The following is a 13503-nucleotide window of genomic DNA, read 5'->3' as shown; positions in this document are numbered from 1 at the left end:
CCAACGGTACAAACGGCAAGAGCGCTTACGAACTGGCTGTGGCGGCTGGGTTCGAGGGTACTGAGGCGCAGTGGCTCGCCTCGCTGAAGGGTGCTGACGGCACGAACGGTACGAACGGCACCAACGGAACGGACGGCACGAACGGCAAGAGCGCGTATGAACTTGCAGTGGCGGCCGGGTTCGAAGGGACTGAAGCCGAATGGCTCGCGGCCCTGAAGGGCGCCAAGGGCGATGCCGGTGATGACGGCGTGTCTTGCGTGTTGACGGACAACAACGACGGTACCGTGACGGTGACCTGCGGCGCAAGCTCTACGACGCTTTTCAAGGCTGTGTGCGGTACTATGGCATACGACCCTGCGGAACAGTTCTGCGTCGGCGGAAAGACCTACGCCTTGTGCGAAGGAAAAACCAAGGATTATGACCCCACAACCCATGCTTGCGGTGAGAACGACATTGTTGTGCCCCTCTGCGGCGGCAAGCCATACTACGACGATCAGAAGTGCGAAGAAGGCGTAATCCTTACCCTCTGCGGCGATAAGGATGACCCGAAGTGGCATTGGTATTACGATTCAACCAAGGCCCAGTGCCTGCACAGCAAGACGCTTGGTGATAGGGATTTGGTGTTTGACCATATTCCCGTTGGCGATGGCTTTGAAAGGCAGTCGGATGTTGATTCGATGCTGTATGTTTACGTGTCCTCGACTGAAGTCCAGAAGCGCGCTTACTGTGGCTCTGCTAAATATGTTCCGGGTGCTCCTGGCTATCATGGCTTAAGCTCGACTTATGCTTCGAACTCATCTATGGTAATATATTCGTTTATCAATGATGCGGATAGTCTTTTTACCTTTAGCAACGCATCTGGTCATTTCTACAATCCTGAAACGCATTTCTGCGATATTCCTGAAGGTTCCAATCGCCTCTATGGTACAATCGTTGAAAAGTGCAATGGCGAGGAATTCAACACAACGACTCACTTCTGCGACTATAGGGAAAACAAACTTTACAGTTTCAAGAAAATAGGAACACAGATTTGGATGACGCAGAACCTTGCGTATGCTGATTCTGTTGCTACGCCGAACCTGAAGGGGCTTTGGAGTTGCCCAGGTTCTGCCGGAGCGGAAAATTTGCAGAATTGCGAGGAATACGGAATGCTTTACAAGTGGTCGGCAGCGATGGATATCGATGGTACATATCAGTCGACCCTTAATAATCCGACGGAACCCCGTCAAGGAATCTGCCCTGACGGTTGGCATCTGCCTAGCTATGATGAATTGAGCGCCCTCAATGAACATGCGAACTACTTTGCAAGTATCACTGGTGTCTCCGCACAGGAAGCCTTGATGGATGAATCCTGGAGCGGTGTTTCCAACAATCTGGGATTCAATGCGGTTATTCCGTCTACAGGTTCCGGATATACCATGTGGGGGTCTACGGAAAATGCTGCAGCAAGAGCCGCATCTTTGATGATTAATGCGACTAACGGTGTTACTCTGAATGAATCGTTTGGTAAGGGCAGCCCGCTGTATGTCCGTTGCGTCAGGAACTAGTTCCCTGATCTGAAGGCAGATCTAATTTCAAGGCGGACCGGTTAACCCCGGCCCGTCTTTTTTGTATTTTTCCTGTACTATAGCAGAGAATGAACGCGATATTAAAAAAGTTGAAGGCCAGAAGGCTGCCGACAAGCATCCGGTGGGCAACTTCATGTGGAGCGTGGAAGATGAAGATTGATGCGCCCGAGTACGATGCGGAAGAATTCCGGCGCAAGGAAAAGATTGCCATTATCGTGGGCCTGGTTTATTCGGCGCTCGCTATGACTGTCGGTGTTATGGAAGCGATGGGATAGATGCCGTTCTAAAATGCTATTTTTCATGGCGCAATAAGTCTTTAAGGGTGTAAAAATGATTATCGATTTGAAAGGCATGGAAACGACGGTGCTGCCGAACTTCAAGGGTGGCGAGAAGGAATACAAGGCGAAGATGTACTTTGACGGGACGACTCGCATTATGCACGGGACGCTCGAACAGGGCGCATCTATCGGCTATCACAAGCACGAGACCAACAGCGAAATCATGTTCTTCGTTTCGGGCAAGGGCAAGGTGCTCTTTGACGACGGCGTGGAATACGTGGAAGCGGGCCAGTGCCATTTTTGCCCGAAGGGTCACAGCCACAGCCTGATTAACGAGAACGAGGAGCCGCTCGTGTTCTACGCGTGCGTTCCGGAACTGGGATAAAAAAACGGAGTATACAAGATGTCTAAACTGATGCGTTCTATTTCGGGTATCCGCGGTATCGTGGGCGATACCCTCACCCCGCAAGTCTTGAAGAGCCATGTGCGCGCCTTCCTCGAGATTACGAAGGCCAGGCGTGTGGTCATCGGGCGTGATAGCCGCCCCACCGGCGATGCCATCGTGCAGTTTGTCGCGGGCATATGCCGCCTCTCCGGCGTGGACGTGGTGGATGTTGGCCTTTCGACGACGCCCTCGGTGGAACTCTTGACGGTGCATTTCAAGGCGGATGCGGGCATCATCATTACCGCAAGCCACAACCCGCTCGAATGGAACGCGCTCAAGTTCCTCAACAGCAAGGGGCTCTTCCTCGGGCCCGATGACGTGAAGAAGCTTTTCGAACTCGCCGATGCGGACAACTTCAGTTATCCGGATTATCGCACGATGGGCAAGTACGAGGTGGCGCCCGATGCCGACGGCATCCACATCGACGGGACGCTCAAGATTCCGTTCGTGGATGTGGAGGCGATTCGCGCGAAGAAGTTCAAGGTGGCCGTAGATGCCGTGAACGGTGCGGGCAGCTACATTGTGCCGCGCCTGCTGGAACAACTCGGCTGCGAGGTGGTGCGCGTGCATTGTGAACCCGACGGCACGTTCCCGCGCGGTGCGGAACCGATTCCGGAGAACCTGGGTGACCTGCGCGATGCCGTAAAGAAGAACGGTTGCGCGCTCGGATTTGCAGTGGACCCGGATGCCGACCGCTGCGCCCTCGTGGACGGTTTAGGACAAAGTATCGGCGAGGAATACACGCTCGCGATTGCGACTGAAGAAGTGCTGAGCCAGAAGAAGGGAAGCGTTTGCGTGAACCTTTCTACGAGCCGCATGAACGAAGATGTTGCCACGAAGTACGGTTGCGGTTTCAGCCGCGCGAAGGTGGGCGAGATCAACGTGAGCCTGCAGATGATCGAGAACGGCTGCATCATCGGCGGCGAGGGCAACGGCGGCGTGATTCTGCCGGCGCTCCACTACGGGCGCGATTCCCTGGTGGCGGCGGCGCTGGTGCTCAGCTGGATGGCGCACCATGACGGCGGCCCCGAGAAGTTTGTGGCTGAAAACCCCGCCTACGTGATGCCGAAGAAGAAGTTCGAACTCGGCGACAAGAAGGTGGCGGATATCCTCCCGAAGGTGAAGGCGGAATTTGCCGGCTGGAAGAGCGACGAGCGCGATGGCCTGTGGCTCGGGAGCGAAAAGTCCTGGGTGCATGTGCGTGCGAGCAATACGGAGCCGGTGATTCGTGTGATTGCGGAGGCGCCGACTGCCGCAGAAGCGGAAGAACTCTGCGCGAAGGTGGAAAAACTCATCTAACCGTCGCTATGCTGCGGACTGTTTTTGAAAAAAAGAGTGCTCGTTCGGCGCTCTTTTTTATAGTTCGATTCCCGTATCGCGTTCGATGACTGTTTCGCAGGCGGCCTTGAACGTTTCGGGAGTCGCGACGATGGTCACGGTTTTCTTGGCGCGGGTGATGCCCGTGTAAAGAATCTGGCGATTTAGCAGGGGGTGCCCCAGTCGGGTCGGCAGGAACATCAGCACATGATTGTATTCGGACCCTTGGGCCTTGTGGACGGTCGAGGCGTAGGCGAGTTCGAATACGTCTTTCGGGAAAAGGTATGTGGGGTAAAAGACAAAGTCGTTCCCCTTCTTGAACATCAGATAGCCTTCGCCCGATTTATCGTAACAGAGAATGCACATGTCGCCGTTGTAGAGTCGGAAGGTTTTCTGGTTCTTGACGAGCATGAGCATCTTGCATGTTCTTTTGCCATGGCATTTTTCAAGGACGAGATGTTCCATGAATTGGTTGATGAAGTCCGTGCCGATGCCGCCCTGCCTTTCGGCAGAAAGAATTTTTGACTGCGTGCAAAATTCCCACACCTTCTGGCAATTTGCGTACTCCGCATCTTGCGGCGAACACTGCTTTTGCGGATTGATTTGACTTGCCGCATCTACAAAGTCCGAGAGGTAATTTTCGAACCAGCGGGTAAGCAAGGCTTCGACTTCGTTACAGTAATTTTCGGCAGTCAATCCCAGCATCTGTACAGCGCTTCCTAGAACCCACGAGTTCAAATCCTTGAAGCCAAAAAGGGTGTCTGCGTTTTCGAGCGAGGCGAGTTTCCCGATTTGGGAATTCTTGTCGAAGCGTCTCGAAACAGTCAATTTGACGGTGGAATTCGTTTTTACGCCGAGCAAGTCGCCAAGCACGGCGCCCGCATCTACAGGCGGCAACTGGTCCGCATCGCCCAGCAAGAACAGTCGCACGCTTTTGGGAACCGCTTTCAGGAAAGCCCCGAAAAGCGAGATATCCACCATGCTCGTTTCGTCGATGACAATAACCGCATTTTCGGGGAACGGATTCTGTTCGTCGTGAAAGAACTTGTTTTCGTTCGGTTTGTAACCCAGCAGGCGGTGGAGGGTGTACGTTTCCGCATTCGTTATCTTGTTGTAAATCTCAAGATGGTTCTCGAATTCCTTGGAGCCGACCAGGTTCACGGAATTCACGATACTTTCCTTCATGCGGTCGGCGGCCTTGCCGCTCGGGGCTGCCAGATACAGCGGGTAGGCAAGCCTTTCCGGATGCTCGCAGTAAAGTTCCCGAAGCAAGAAGAATATGACGGTCGTCTTGCCCGTGCCCGGGCCACCCGTGACAATCAAATTTTCATTGACGCCGCGCACAATCGCTTCGGCCTGTTCCGCTTCGAGCCGTACCGGATTTCCGTTTGCGTCTTTTGTGAACGAGGCGACATTTTCGATGCATTTTTCCGCGGCCCCTTTTACCGGGGCGTGCGCCACAAAGAGTTCGCGGACTTTCTGTTCGACGTTAAGCTTGGAATAGAAATACTTGGTCGGGTAAAGGTAATTGTCCTTCAGCGTAAAGGGCTTCTTGAAAAAGGAATGTTCGTGCGCACTTGTACCGACAATTCCTTCGTAACCGCCGTCGTTGATTTTTCTTGCCGCTTTCTGCAGGGATTCCTTATAGCAGGGCTTGCAAGGAATGCCGAAATTTTCGAGCGTCTTCGAAAGCCTCGCTTCCAGTTTGCTAGAATCTAGCGGAATGCGCGTGTCGCCAAAATTCTGCCTGCAGAGCAAAAGAGCGAGCAGATCAAACAGTTCGGGGCCCGCATCGGTGCAGAAGGCAGGAAGCGCATCCATTAGACGCCTTTGCAACGGGGTGACGGCGCCACAGTCGACTAACGCATTCATCAAGTTTTCGTTGCTCTTGTCCATGGCTAGATAATCCCGCTGTAAAGTTTATTCAGTTCTTCGTAAGAGGTGAAGGTGCTCGACATGATGCCGGAGGTTTCGCCTTCGCTACAGCCCCTGAAGAATACGTAATAGATGCCGCCAAAATACTTCTCGAAAATCTGCTGTTCCGTCAAATTCCGGTAGAATCCTTTGAGCCAGCGAATAAGCACGTAAGAATAGAGAATCTGCTGCACGTCGTAGTGCCTGAACACCATGTGCTCTTTCATCGATTCGTTCCCGTAATCGCCCAGCACGTCGGATTTCCAGTCGAGAATGCAGTAGCGGCCATCGCGGACAAACAGAAGGTCTATAAAGCCCTTGCAGTAACGGTCCAGAAGTTCCGTCCCCTTTACGCCATCCAGCGCCATGTGGAACGGAAGTTCGCTGCGGCGGTTTGCAAACGAGACTTCGTTCAGGGTAAACGATTCGCCCGTCTTTTGCGCGCCCTCGATTGTTTCCAGTTTGCCGTTCAGGGTATGCCAAACCATCTCGACTGTTCTTGCGAGCCACTGCGGGTGGTGTTCGATATCCAGGTTCTCGTCAATGAAGGACTTGCGAACCAGTTCCTGCAACGGCTTGAATTCGAGGGCCTCTGCGAGCGCGAGCTTGCCGACTTCTTCAAAATCGACCAGCTCGAAAATCTTGTGGATGGCGTTACCGAGTTCGGCGCCGCGAGGGTATTTGTCTTCGGCCGTTGGCGCTTCGGTTTCCGTTTTTGCCTTCGTGCTGTCGACTTCGTCTTTTTGCAGGCGGCCTTCGTCCGTTTCTTGCTCCTGCGTACCGTGGGCAATTTGCGAGTACGAGGTAGAATGCGGGAACTTGCGCCACACATCAAGCGACTTGAGCGTTTGTGCGGCCGATTCGACACTTGCCGCCGAAACCGTTTCGGAATCTTTCTGCATCAGCTTCAAAATTGTGCGTACGGATTCCTTTCGGTCCTTAAACTTTTTGTCTTCGACAAAATCGAAGAACTTGGCGTTCTCGGCTTTTTTGCAAAAGCCCTCAAGAATGTCTACGTACCAGTCCATCGCCTTGCAGCGGGCGCGCATTTTCCCGCTCTTGTCAGGCTTGAATTTCGGGAACCAGGGCAAAATCATCAAGTACGAGGCCCTGGTGAATGCGACATAGAAAAGCCTGCGCCATTCTTCTTCGGTTTCATGCTGGCAAATTTCTTTTCCGCCTTTTTCAAAAGTCATTACGCGGGAAAGGTCGCCCGATGGATTGTTGAAAACGTATGGCCCCGAAGATCCTACATGCCCGCGCTCGCTCGCGACCGAAATCACCACCGGGAATTCCAAGCCCTTGGAGGCGTGAATGGTCATGGTCTGCACCACGTCGAGGTCGGTGCCCTTCGCCACGATGTTTGAATTTTCGAGAGCGTCTTCGCTACCGATAGCGAGGCCGTCCAAATGTCGGATCAATTCTTCGAGCGAGGCGTTGGCGGTATAGAGGTATTCGATGGCGTAATCGCCCACTTGGCGAATCTTGTTCAGGCTTTGGAGTTGGTCCGGAGCGTTGAGCGACACAAGATTGCTCGCATCGCTGTAAATACATTCCTGCAGTTCGGCCCAGCGGCGCTGTTCTGCCAATGCATGCCACCGCGAAAAGATGGTAATAAACTGCGCGCCGTCTTCGTCGGGTTTGAACGCGTTGATGTAGTCCATGTCCTTGCCGAAAAAGTCCGTCATGAGCGCCGCGTAAAGCAGGCTGCGGTTCCTGTCGGAATAATCTTCGGCATCGATGGCCCTGAAAAGCGCAGTCCATTCGGCGCATTCACGACTTCGGAACAGGTTCGCATCCATGTACCGCAAGAACGGGATGCCGGCCTTTTTCATGCCGTATTCGATATTGTCAAGTTCGGAACGTGTTCTCGCCAAGACGGCAAAATCCGAAAACTTGACGTTGCGAAGTTCACCCGTTCCCTTGTCCGGAATCTGGAGGTTTGTCTTGCCGCCCTTGAAAGTGCACATGTCCACAATGTTGTTGACCACGATTTCGGCATAATCTTTCGGGTCTATATTCGGCTCGCTCACCAAGAATGGCTTGATGGTTTTTCCCTTGTAGGTCGCATCTTTTTTAGCATCGGTGGGGCTCTTCGACGATTCGAATTCAAAACCGAATGGCGGGAAAAGTTCGTTGCAGGCTTCAATCATTGCCTTGGAAGAGCGCCAGTTTGTCGAAAGCACCTTGCCGTTTGCAATCTGGTCAACGGCATTTTCGTAAACCTTGACGTTTGCGCCCTGGAAACTATAGATAGATTGCTTCGGATCGCCTACCACCAGAATATGGTGGAGTCCATCGTCGGCATCAAAGAACACGCGCTTGAAAATTTCCCATTGCAACAGGTTCGTGTCCTGGAATTCGTCGATGATGGCGAACAGGTATTTTTGCCGCAACGAATCTACCAGCGGAGAATCGTCATCAAGGACTGCCTTGTAGACGTTTCGAATCATGTCGTTGAAGGACTGAATCTTGCTTGTATTCTTGTGGAGTTGCCAAGCATCAAAAAGCTTGGGCGTGTATTCGTAAAGGCACTTGTGCAAAAGCAGCGTTTCGATACCGCCCGATTTTTCGTCGAGCAAAGCCTTCAAATCCTTGATGACGCCGAGGGCCGAATCCAGTTCCGAGCCATCGCCCACGACATTGAACTTGAACGACGCGCCGTTATATAGGGCGAAGCCCTTTGTCCACGACGACACTGCCTTAAGCAAGTCGCCTGCCGTCTTGGATTTTGAAATGAGTTCGTCCTGGTGAATCTTGAGGATATCGCAGGCGGCATCTACACAGGGGATTTCCCTCAAGTGCGTAAAGTCTTCCGCTTCGGCCATGCAGCCGACATCGTCGAAGTCAATGTCTTTTGTGCCGAGGCGAAGTTCCATGTTTCCTGCAAAGCGGACCGTTTCGGGAATATAGCTTGCGATGGCGCCCTTCAGCAATTCCGTAAAACTATCCAAGTCGCCGTTGTATTTCACAAAGCACTTGAAAAGTTCTTCGTGCGCCCACACGTCGCGTATCGATTTTTGAATCAGTTCTTCTACGGCGCTTTCGTCAATCAGTTCCTGCTTCAAGGGCACATCAGCTTCGTAGGCGAATTCCTGCGTCACCTTCTGGCAGAACGAGTGGATGGTGCCGATGGGTGCGCCCTGGACATCGTGCAGGGCCTGCTGCAGGTAAATGTTTCCGCTATCCTTCTTGAATTCTTCTTCGATTTTTTTGCGGATGCGGTCCTTGAGTTCGCCGGCAGCCTTCTCGGTATAGGTCACAATCAGAATCTGGTTCAGGTTCATTCCCTGAGTCACCAGCTTGCCCACCACTTGCTGAATCGTGTAAGTCTTGCCCGTGCCTGCGGAGGCCGCGATAAAAAGGTTCTCGTTGCCGGTAAACGATTCTATGTCGAAAACATTATTCATCGTCATCCCTCCAAATCGGGTCCAGCAAGCGGGTTTGTTCCATCACGGCGATTTCCCAGTCCTTCGAAAAATCCTCGTGCGAAAATCCGGAGAACTTTTCGGGGTCGAATAGATTCTTTCCGTCAAAATATGACCACGGGCCATATTTGCCCGCCAGTTTCAGGCGGTAATTGGAGAATGTCTGCATGTCGCCTTCGGTGTACATTTTCGCGGGCACGCACTTGCGGTAATTTTCGACATAGCAGCGGTGGTATATGATTTTCAGGCGCTGCATGGCGCCGCGACGGTCTATCGAGAATTTCTTTTCGGCAACTTTGTTCTTGCTCGAGAACACCCTCAATTCAAAAGGGATTCCGTCAGCATCGTTCGAGTTTGCTGCTGCAATCAGCAGGGCGTCCAAAAACAGCTTGGTAAAATCTGTATTGGAAATATCGCCGGACTTGACGCTGAATAGCACATGCGTTCCATTTGCAAGTTCATTGTGCCAGTCAAGCTTGCTGCGCAATGTCCAGCTGTGTACGCCTTCCGACAAAGAAACTTCCAGCTGTTCCTGGTATTTCGCGTTCCTGCAGCCAACGCTTTCAGAAACCAGGTTGTAAATAACTTCCGATTCCTTGTTGATGTCGTCAAGGGCGACGTCGCCAAAAACTCCACGCGGAATTCTCTTCTTTAAAATCCATTCCTCTTCTGTCTTGGAATCCTTGATGCGTTCGGCATCCATGACGGACTGCACAAAATCCTTGAGCAAAATAGAGCGGTCGAGATTGTTCAAGGAGACTGGTTCGAAAAGTTCCTTTTCGGGGTCGTTTTCTACCGACGGCAACGTCACCTTTCGCGCCAGCTGGAACTGGAACGGGTCATCGAAGAACCGCTTGAAGTCGCGATTGTTCACCGTGTCGGGCAGGGCTATTTGAACTTCTTCCGGCTCGTTTCCTTCGGCATCTTCGGCGCGGGCATCCAGAATGCGGTTCAACTTGTTGCGAATGGAGCGGAGCGTAAACAGTTCTTCGTCCGGTCGGGTTTCGTCCAGCGGAATCTTGCGTTCCCTAAAAACAGCACTGTTCGGGCAAGCGCTTTCGGCAATAAAGAATTGCAAATCCCGAATCACCGAAGACGGGAAAAGTTCTTCGTCTTTTTTCAGGTTCCTGTTGATGTAACTGATGTGGAACCCGTCGGCAGCACTCATCAGTTGACACAGGAAGGTATAGCAGTTCTTGTCGACCGGAGTGTCGTCACCCGGCCAGCGCGTTGTCTGGGTGCGCAAATCCATGGTGTTCGCTTTCTTTTGTCCCGGGAATACGCTTGCGTTTGCGCCGAGGAAAAAGATATGCCTTGCCGGAACAACCCTGTTGACAGCGAAGCGCATAAAGGTGAGGCCACCGCTGAAAAGCCGCGTGTTTCCGGTATGGGAATCCTGACAGGCGCTCGAAAGCATCTGCCCTGCGATTTTCCACGAAATCCAAGATGCGCCCGCATCGAACTGGAATTCCATCAGGTCGATTGCATCTTGCACCCTCTGCCAAATCTTCTTTTCGACGGCGAAGCGGTCTTCCTTGGCGTTCAACGCCACCCAATGCGCCAAATGCGATTTCAATACCGCAAGGGAATTCGGCTGGTGGGGCTCGATGCCCTCCGGCGCAAAACGGATCCAGCGGTTCAGTTCGTCGATGCAGGCGATAAACTTCATGGTGAGCCCGTCGTCTGAAGATTCGATATCTTCGTAGGGCAAGTAACGCTCGTGGGCCGAGGCGAACGGCGCGTCGGTCACCTGCGAAAAAAGCATCTGGTTTATGCAACGGCTCCAGTCATCTTCGGCGCTCTCGACGGTATGGCGGTAAACGTTCATGTTTACCACCCACTTTTCCCAGGCGGCCACGTCGCTGTCGGTAATCTGCAGCGTAGACTGGACCACCGGATTCTTGACAAGGTCAAAGAATGCCGGCCTCGAAATCGAACGCTGCTGGTGGATATCCAGAAGATTCGCGATGGCCTTGCCAATCAGGGAATCCTTTTCCGGGTAGTCCGTAATCGCGTAGGGAATGTAAAACTCGCTGTCGCGCGGGGCCGCATTGAACACCTGCTCAATCGGAGTGCGGTACGCATCCAGCTCGGGCGCAATCACTACCATCTCGTCCAGGCGCACGCCCTGCTTTAAAAGCAGGCAAACCTGCGTATGCAAATTCTCGACTTCGCGCAGCGATGACGGTGCTGCGGTAAGAGTCAGCGAACGGTCGGCCTTAGGCGAAATGGATTCAGGCGTCGCCTCGGATTCGTCAAAGCGATTCAAGCGATGCGAAACCAGATACTGCACCTGGTGCAACAGCGAATCCGGAGCGTATTCGTAACCGACAAAATCAAAAGTATAGTCCGACGCCAAGCACCACAGGCGAATGTTTTCGCGGCCGGTGCGGCCCCAGTTTTTAAGGAGCAAGTTCTCGTTTTGGGCAAGCCCCTCTTCGGTAGTGGAATCCTGGATGGCCGGGAGCGCAATTCGCGACGGCTCGTCTTTCTTGCTCCAGCGCGTCACGGCGCGGTTGCCCACATCTTCCCAGAATTCCATACACGGATTCTGGATGAAGGCGAAAATGTCGTGTTCCTGCGCAAACCTCTGCAAGATTACGCGGTAGAACTGTCCCATGCCCGAAAGACTGAAAATGAAGACCGGTTTTTTCCATTGCGACGAATCCGTCTGCTGCGAAAACAGGTAGGGAATCGTGAGGTATTCCGTATCGCTGCCCGTGCGCTTGTGCGTCGCCTCGAACACGCGAGTCAGCAGGGACTTACCGCCCGCATTGTGGAACAGCTGTGCATACACGTCGCGCTGCCATTTTTCCTTGGGCAATACACGGCCCTTGTCCGAGAAAAAGTCCCGCAACTCGCCCTCTTTCCAGTAGGCAAGCAGGCCTTCGTGATGCTTGTTCTGCAAGGGCGAAATAAAACCGCCCGGGCGGCTCGTTTCGTATTCCAAGAAGAGCCCTGCCAGCGTGCGTGCAAAATCAAACAACTTGGATTCGTCGATTTCGCCGGACTTTTTATAGAGGTACTTCTTGATTTCTTTCGGAATCGATTTCGGCTTTGCGGAATAGGTCTCGTTCAAGTAGGCGATTAGCACGTTGCACAGGATATCTGCAGTCAACTTCTGCTTGGACGTGTCCCCTTGCGTCAAATACCTGAACAGGAATTTGTCGAGGGTGACAATTTCCAAATTCGCAAGGACGCCGCATTTCGCAATGTAGCGCAGCCTGAACCACTGCTCGATTTTCGGGTCCGGGAAAATCACGATGGGCGAATCGAAAGGGTCCGTCCAACACTTGCCAAGGGCGTCGATCATCTCGTCGGCCAGATTTTCCAGGTTCAGTGCGAATTTCAAGTGCAGCATGGCAAGAATATAGTTATAAGTTACAGCCCTTCGGCTTCTCTGGACCACTGCTCGTCCAGATCGGGATGTTCTTTGCGGAATCGCCTTAATGCCTTGTGGACTTCCCAAAAGTGATTCAGGCCTTCCGCTTCGCACTTGGGCTTCAGTTCGTTGTAGAGTTCTTTTACCTTTTCTTCGAGTGTCATGGTTTACTCCTTTTCTGCTGACTAAATCTAATCAATATTTGTGACAAATACTGTCATTTATGTTCGTGAATACACAGATTCGTCAAATTCCTTCATTTTCAGTTCGTTGATCATGGTTTCGAGAGAGCTCGGTTTGCCGTCGCCGTGGAGATCGTCGCCTGGTCTGGGGTCTCTGTATTTCCCTTCGGCGACCTTCTTTTCGTGTTCCGTTTCGGCGAGCGTCCATTTGGCGATAAAATCCCTCGCGACGGCCTCGACGTCTTCGGAAAGGCTGGTCTGCAAGAACCAGAAATACTGCCCGAAACTGCGGTTCGCGACGCGGATTTCCTTTTTGCAACTGGGGCAAATCGCCGTCGCCTGCGAACCTCCCGAAAGGGGCGAGCCCGTAAACGAGCGGATGACTGCTGTGCCGCCGCACCTGCATTCCACCATGAACTGGTCGGTTTCCCAGATACGCAGGAGTGTCGCGAGCCTGAGGCCGACCCTGACGATGCTGCCTGCGATGTTGAATGCCCTTGAGGTTTGCAGGGGGCCTACGTAGAGCCCACCGCCCTTGATGGCGTAGTGGACGTCTATGTTGGCGTAGCGCGGTGTTGCGAGTATTTCGTCCTTGTGGCACATGATGATGTCGAGGTTGTCGAACAGCAGTTTCTTCTTGCGCTCAACACTCCTTTCCTGGAATTTGTGCAATTCCTCCTGCTCCCTGTTTTCTTGTTCAATTTCGTCGCTGATTAGTTTTAGCCCAGACGCCTGCCGTTTGCAGAAATCCGCGAAAGTTTCGCGCTTGTTGTTCGGCTCCGCCGGGATGTACGGGAAGGGTTTCGAGTCGTCGATGTGAATTGTTGCCATAATTGAGCTCCTGTCAATGGCGTTGTGTTTGTTCTATAGTTGGCGTTTTTGCTACAATTTATGCATAAATGTGAATACATGCATAAATCTAAAGCGTAATATACAAAATCCATGCGATCCGGAACTTCCCTATGACACCATAAGTAGCGTTTCTGACA

General features: G+C 52.7%; 9 protein-coding genes. 4 read left to right on the top strand and 5 right to left on the bottom strand.

Annotation, left to right across the window (positions count from 1 at the left end):
- The 4 genes from B2952_RS13910 to glmM all read left to right on the top strand — a co-directional run.
- The coding region (locus tag B2952_RS13910; protein ID WP_290730423.1) for an FISUMP domain-containing protein at window positions 1-1547 on the top strand (1547 nt) is incomplete at its 5' end.
- 170 nt (window positions 1548-1717) lie between these two features.
- A complete protein-coding gene (locus B2952_RS13905; RefSeq protein WP_290722721.1) occupies window positions 1718-1843 on the top strand; it encodes a hypothetical protein in 126 nt (41 codons plus the stop codon).
- Between the two features lie 55 nt (window positions 1844-1898).
- Entirely contained in the window at window positions 1899-2231 is a 333-nt protein-coding gene (locus B2952_RS13900; RefSeq protein ID WP_290730426.1) for a cupin domain-containing protein, read from the top strand.
- Window positions 2232-2249: 18 nt separating this feature from the next.
- Window positions 2250-3590 (top strand): phosphoglucosamine mutase, encoded by a 1341-nt coding sequence (gene glmM / locus B2952_RS13895; protein ID WP_290730429.1) that lies wholly within the window; start codon window positions 2250-2252, stop codon window positions 3588-3590.
- Between the two features lie 57 nt (window positions 3591-3647).
- Here the strand turns inward: glmM and B2952_RS13890 are convergent, their stop codons facing one another.
- The 5 genes from B2952_RS13890 to B2952_RS13870 are packed head-to-tail and all read right to left on the bottom strand — an operon-like array spanning window position 3648 to window position 13345.
- Complete coding sequence (locus tag B2952_RS13890) at window positions 3648-5504, bottom strand: ATP-dependent DNA helicase (protein ID WP_290730432.1); 1857 nt, start codon at window positions 5502-5504, stop codon at window positions 3648-3650.
- Window positions 5505-5506: 2 nt separating this feature from the next.
- Window positions 5507-8932: a UvrD-helicase domain-containing protein gene (locus B2952_RS13885; protein ID WP_290730435.1), complete on the bottom strand. Its 3426-nt coding sequence runs from the start codon at window positions 8930-8932 to the stop codon at window positions 5507-5509.
- Entirely contained in the window at window positions 8925-12311 is a 3387-nt protein-coding gene (locus B2952_RS13880) for an exodeoxyribonuclease V subunit gamma (protein ID WP_290730438.1), read from the bottom strand. The genes B2952_RS13885 and B2952_RS13880 overlap by 8 nt, the downstream gene beginning before the upstream one ends.
- A gap of 20 nt (window positions 12312-12331) precedes the next feature.
- On the bottom strand, window positions 12332-12496 hold the full coding sequence (locus B2952_RS13875; protein ID WP_173382651.1) for a hypothetical protein: 165 nt from the start codon (window positions 12494-12496) through the stop codon (window positions 12332-12334).
- A 57-nt stretch (window positions 12497-12553) separates the two neighbouring features.
- Window positions 12554-13345, bottom strand: coding sequence for a hypothetical protein (locus B2952_RS13870; protein ID WP_290730442.1), 792 nt, complete (start codon window positions 13343-13345; stop codon window positions 12554-12556).
- Window positions 13346-13503: the final 158 nt, after the last annotated feature.

Origin of the sequence: Fibrobacter sp. UBA7003, assembly GCA_002449765.1 — a bacterium.
Taxonomy (GTDB): Bacteria; Fibrobacterota; Fibrobacteria; order Fibrobacterales; family Fibrobacteraceae; genus Fibrobacter.
This window is presented reverse-complemented; position numbering and strand designations above follow the sequence as displayed.

Bases quoted from the DNA above. Each gene is read 5' to 3' on its own strand.
- B2952_RS13885 (WP_290730435.1), bottom strand. From the start codon at position 8,932: ATGAATAATGTTTTCGACATAGAATCGTTTACCGGCAACGAGAACCTT.
- B2952_RS13880 (WP_290730438.1), bottom strand. From the start codon at position 12,311: ATGCTGCACTTGAAATTCGCACTGAACCTGGAAAATCTGGCCGACGAG.
- B2952_RS13890 (WP_290730432.1), bottom strand. From the start codon at position 5,504: ATGGACAAGAGCAACGAAAACTTGATGAATGCGTTAGTCGACTGTGGC.
- glmM (WP_290730429.1), top strand. From the start codon at position 2,250: ATGTCTAAACTGATGCGTTCTATTTCGGGTATCCGCGGTATCGTGGGC.
- B2952_RS13905 (WP_290722721.1), top strand. From the start codon at position 1,718: ATGAAGATTGATGCGCCCGAGTACGATGCGGAAGAATTCCGGCGCAAG.
- B2952_RS13870 (WP_290730442.1), bottom strand. From the start codon at position 13,345: ATGGCAACAATTCACATCGACGACTCGAAACCCTTCCCGTACATCCCG.
- B2952_RS13900 (WP_290730426.1), top strand. From the start codon at position 1,899: ATGATTATCGATTTGAAAGGCATGGAAACGACGGTGCTGCCGAACTTC.
- B2952_RS13875 (WP_173382651.1), bottom strand. From the start codon at position 12,496: ATGACACTCGAAGAAAAGGTAAAAGAACTCTACAACGAACTGAAGCCC.